Source organism: Rheinheimera nanhaiensis E407-8, from assembly GCF_000296695.1.
GTDB classification, from domain to species: Bacteria; Pseudomonadota; Gammaproteobacteria; order Enterobacterales; family Alteromonadaceae; genus Alishewanella; species Alishewanella nanhaiensis.
The window spans coordinates 1-4,925 of sequence record NZ_BAFK01000043.1 but is presented as its reverse complement, the minus strand read 5'-3'; the positions used below and the strand labels follow the sequence as shown (position 1 = coordinate 4,925).

Annotated in this window: 3 protein-coding genes and 1 pseudogene; all 4 read left to right on the top strand. The window is 50.0% G+C overall.

Annotated features, from left to right (window positions below; genetic code table 11):
* A pseudogene (locus tag RNAN_RS18405) lies at positions 1-1,622 on the top strand (DNA-directed RNA polymerase subunit beta'); the annotation flags it as partial.
* Positions 1,623-1,772: 150 nt separating this feature from the next.
* On the top strand, positions 1,773-2,147 hold the full coding sequence (rpsL, locus tag RNAN_RS18400; RefSeq protein ID WP_008224594.1) for a 30S ribosomal protein S12: 375 nt from the start codon (positions 1,773-1,775) through the stop codon (positions 2,145-2,147).
* Positions 2,148-2,237: 90 nt separating this feature from the next.
* On the top strand, positions 2,238-2,708 hold the full coding sequence (gene rpsG / locus RNAN_RS18395) for a 30S ribosomal protein S7 (RefSeq protein WP_040552699.1): 471 nt from the start codon (positions 2,238-2,240) through the stop codon (positions 2,706-2,708).
* 26 nt (positions 2,709-2,734) lie between these two features.
* Positions 2,735-4,837: an elongation factor G gene (fusA, locus tag RNAN_RS18390; protein WP_008224590.1), complete on the top strand. Its 2,103-nt coding sequence runs from the start codon at positions 2,735-2,737 to the stop codon at positions 4,835-4,837.
* The last annotated feature ends 88 nt before the right edge of the window (positions 4,838-4,925 follow it).

The window sequence follows — 4,925 nt, the reverse complement described above, 5'->3', positions numbered from 1 at the left end:
CCGGCGAAGTACTGGTAGCCGATGGCACCATGTTGGATGAACAACTGTGTGATCTGTTAGAGAAAAACTCTATCGACGAAGTACACGTACGTTCAGTAATTACCTGTCAGACCGACTTTGGTGTTTGTGCCAAGTGTTACGGCCGTGACTTAGCGCGTGGCCACCTGATCAACGCCGGTGAAGCTGTCGGTGTTATCGCCGCACAGTCAATCGGTGAACCAGGTACCCAGCTGACGATGCGTACCTTCCACATCGGTGGTGCGGCATCACGGGCCTCTGCTGAGAACAGCGTACAGGTAAAAACGGCCGGTACCTTAAAACTGCAAAACGCCAAGTTTGTCCGTAATGCGGATAACAAGATTGTTATCACCTCACGTTCTGCTGAAGTCACGGTGTTTGATGAATTAGGCCGTGAAAAAGAGCGTTACAAGCTGCCATACGGTTCAATCCTGACGACAGATGACAACGCGAAGATCACTGCTGGTCAAATCGTAGCGAACTGGGATCCGCATTCACACCCAATCATTGTTGAGCGTGGTGCTAAGGTTAATCACAGTGATGTTGACGATACCAACACTGAAGTGCAAACCGACGAGTTAACCGGTTTAACCCGTACCGTTGTGAAAGACTTGGCCAAAGCGAACGCGAAAGAGCCAAAACTTATCCTGACGATGGACGATGGTGCGCTGCAGGAAATTCGTCTGCCAAGCTTCACCACTATCGAAGTGACTGATGGTGCCACCGTGAAAGCGGGTGAAGTATTAGCGCGCATTCCGCAGGAAAGCTCGAAAACTCGCGATATTACCGGTGGTCTGCCGCGCGTTGCCGACCTGTTCGAAGCGCGTAAGCCAAAAGATCCTGCCATCCTGGCGGAAATCTCTGGTGTGATCAGCTTCGGTAAAGAGACCAAAGGTAAGCGTCGTCTGTTAATCACGCCAGATCAGGGTGATGTACATGAAGAGATGATCCCGAAATGGCGTCAGGTCAATGTGTTCGAAGGTGAACGCATTGAGAAAGGTGAAGTTATTTCGGAAGGCCCGGAGTCAGCACACGATATCCTGCGTTTACGTGGTATCCACCATGTCGCCAGCTATATCGTCAACGAAGTGCAGGACGTTTACCGTCTGCAAGGCGTTAAGATCAACGATAAGCACATCGAGACCATTATCCGTCAGATGCTGCGTAAGTGCGTGATCACTAACCCGGGTGACAGCGAGTTCCTAGAAGGTGAACAGGCTGAAGTGGCTCGCGTGAATATCGCGAACCGTGAGTTGGAAGCAGCAGGTAAAATGCCAGCACAGTACGAGCGTTCGTTACTGGGTATTACCAAAGCGTCGCTGTCTACCGATTCATTTATTTCTGCGGCCTCGTTCCAGGAAACGACCCGCGTTCTGACTGAAGCTGCCGTAGGCGGTAAGATTGACGAACTGCGTGGTCTGAAAGAAAACGTCATCGTTGGCCGTTTGATCCCGGCCGGTACGGGTTTTGCGTATCACCAAAACCGTATCCGTCAGCGTCAGCGCGCCGCCGGTGGTGACGTCGAACCGGCAATGAGTTCAGAAATGGCGGAGCAGGCACTGTCTGACGCGCTGAACATGGACTTATCCGGTAACGACGAGTAAGCAAGGTAATAGCGCCGTTTGTTGGTTAAATTAGCAGCAAACGGCTTTGTTCCTTGACAGGTCAAAGCTTGACCATTAGAATTCCGCGACCCTAATTTTGGGGTGCGGAATTTTCACGTTTATTGGGTATTTATTAACCAGGAGTATTTAATGGCAACAATCAACCAGCTAGTGCGTAAGCCGCGCAGCCAGAAGGTAGCCAAGAGCACCGTTCCGGCGCTTGAAGCTTGCCCGCAGAAGCGTGGTGTTTGTACCCGTGTATACACCACCACACCTAAGAAGCCAAACTCAGCATTACGTAAAGTATGCCGTGTTCGTTTAACTAACGGATTCGAAGTTTCTTCTTATATCGGTGGTGAAGGCCACAACCTGCAGGAACACAGTGTTGTTCTGATCCGCGGTGGCCGGGTAAAAGACCTGCCAGGTGTGCGTTACCACACCGTACGCGGCACTTTAGACTGTGCCGGCGTTAAAGATCGTAAACAAGGCCGTTCTAAGTACGGCGCAAAACGGCCTAAGAAATAACGGTACTCCGTTAGTAAGGCCAAACTAAACAACTTTTTTTCTTTAATGTATTAAAAGTTTTGGAATCACCTGAAGCAATCGGAGTTACGAATGCCAAGAAGACGCGTCATAGGTCAACGTAAAATTCTTCCAGATCCTAAGTTCGGAAGTGAATTACTTGCCAAGTTTGTAAACGTCGTTATGGTCGACGGTAAAAAATCTACAGCCGAATCAATTGTATACGGCGCATTAGAAATTGCTGCTACGAAGTCTAAGAAAGAACATTTAGACATTTTCGAAGTAGCGCTGGACAACATTCGTCCTACAGTTGAAGTTAAATCACGCCGTGTTGGTGGTTCTACCTACCAGGTGCCGTGTGAAGTGCGTCCTGTACGTCGTAATGCGCTGGCAATGCGTTGGTTGGTTGAAGCTGCCCGTAAACGTGGTGAAAAATCAATGGCTCAGCGTTTGGCTGGTGAAATGCTGGATGCCGTTGAAAACAAAGGTTCTGCAGTGAAAAAACGTGAAGACGTGCACCGTATGGCCGAAGCTAACAAAGCGTTCGCCCATTTCCGTTGGTAAGCAAGTCTTAACAAGAGGATTTTATTGTGGCACGTACAACCCCAATAGAGCGTTACCGCAACATAGGCATTTGTGCGCACGTTGACGCCGGTAAAACTACCACGTCAGAGCGCATACTGTTTTATACCGGCCGTTCTCATAAGATTGGTGAAGTGCATGACGGCGCTGCAACCATGGACTGGATGGAACAGGAGCAGGAGCGTGGTATTACTATCACGTCTGCTGCGACTACCACCTTCTGGTCTGGCATGGAGCAGCAGTTCGAGCAGCACCGCATCAACCTGATCGACACACCGGGGCACGTTGACTTCACGATTGAAGTTGAACGTTCGCTGCGGGTGCTGGACGGTGCCGTGGTTGTGCTGTGTGGTTCATCTGGTGTGCAACCACAGACGGAAACAGTTTGGCGTCAAGCCAATAAGTATGAAGTCCCACGAATGATCTTCGTGAATAAAATGGACCGTACCGGTGCCAATTTCCTGCGTGTGGTTAAGCAGGCGCAAACCCGTCTGAACAGCACCATAGTGCCTATTCAGCTGCCCATCGGCGCTGAGGATAACTTCCGCGGTGTAGTGGACCTTATTAAGATGAAGGCCATTAACTGGAACACGGAAGATCAGGGCATGACGTTCACCTACGAAGATATTCCGGCCGAGATGGTCGCAGAATGTCAGCAGTGGCGTCAGAATATGATTGAAGCTGCAGCGGAAGCCAGCGAAGAGTTAATGGAGCGCTACCTGGAAGGCGGCGAATTTACCGAACAGGAAATTCGTCAGGCGCTGCGTGACCTGACCCTGCGCAACGAAGCGGTGCTGGTGATGTGCGGTTCAGCCTTTAAAAATAAAGGCGTACAGGCGATGCTGGATAATGTTATTTATTACCTGCCATCGCCAACGGAAGTTAAGGCCATTACCGGTATTAACGAAGACGAGTCTGAAGGCGAGCGTCATTCCAGTGATGACGAGCCGTTTTCAGCGCTGGCGTTTAAAATCGCCACCGATCCTTTCGTCGGAACATTGACCTTCTTCCGGGTTTACTCAGGTGTGATCAACTCTGGTGACACTGTATATAACCCGGTAAAGATGAAGAAAGAACGGATTGGCCGCATTGTACAAATGCACGCCAATGCCCGCGAAGAGATTAAAGAAGTTCGCGCGGGTGACATTGCCGCCGGTATCGGTTTTAAAGACGTAACAACAGGTGACACCCTGTGTCATCCTGACCACATTATCACTCTGGAGCGTATGGAGTTCCCAGAGCCGGTAATTTCTGTTGCGGTAGAACCGAAAACCAAAGCTGACCAGGAAAAGATGGGCGTAGCGCTGAGTAAGCTTGCCGCTGAAGATCCGTCGTTCCGGGTTCACACTGACGAAGAAACCGGCCAGACTATTATTTCTGGCATGGGTGAACTGCATCTGGACATCATCGTTGACCGTATGCGCCGTGAGTTCAAGGTCGAGGCCAATGTGGGTAAACCACAGGTGTCTTACCGTGAAACACTGCGTGGCGCCACAGAAGTGGAAGGTAAGTTTGTACGTCAGTCTGGTGGTCGTGGCCAGTTCGGTCATTGTTGGCTGAAAATTGAGCCGCTGGAAGAAGGCGCAGGTTATCAGTTTGTCAACGCCGTGGTGGGTGGAGTTATTCCAAAAGAATACATTCCAGCCATTGATAAAGGCGTGCAGGAACAGATGAAGAACGGCGTCCTGGCAGGTTATCCGGTAATTGACGTAAAAGTTACAGTGTTTGACGGTTCGTACCACGATGTTGACTCCAGCGAAATGGCGTTTAAAATCGCTGCTTCAATGGGCTTCAAGAAGGGTGCACTGCAAGCCAAGCCGGTTATTCTTGAGCCAATCATGAAAGTTGAGGTGGTAACACCGGAAGACTTCATGGGCGATATCGTTGGCGACTTAAACCGTCGTCGCGGTATTATCAACGGCATGGAAGATGCGCCTGGTGGTATCAAGATCGTTGATGCGCACGTACCGCTGTCTGAAATGTTTGGTTATGCAACGAACATGCGTTCGTTAAGTCAGGGCCGGGCGTCTTATTCAATGGAACCATTGAAATACGCAGAAGCTCCGAACAACGTGACAGAAGCAATTATTGCTGCGCGTAAAGCTTATTAATCACTTAGTTTGGCCTGCTTTGGCAGGCCGCAATTAAATAAAGAAGGGTCTATCCATGGCTAAGGCTAAATTTGAACGAGTAAAACCG

What these genes read in the sequence shown, in the direction of transcription:
- rpsL (WP_008224594.1), top strand. Translation starts at nt 1,773, where the DNA reads ATGGCAACAATCAACCAGCTAGTGCGTAAGCCGCGCAGCCAGAAGGTA.
- rpsG (WP_040552699.1), top strand. Translation starts at nt 2,238, where the DNA reads ATGCCAAGAAGACGCGTCATAGGTCAACGTAAAATTCTTCCAGATCCT.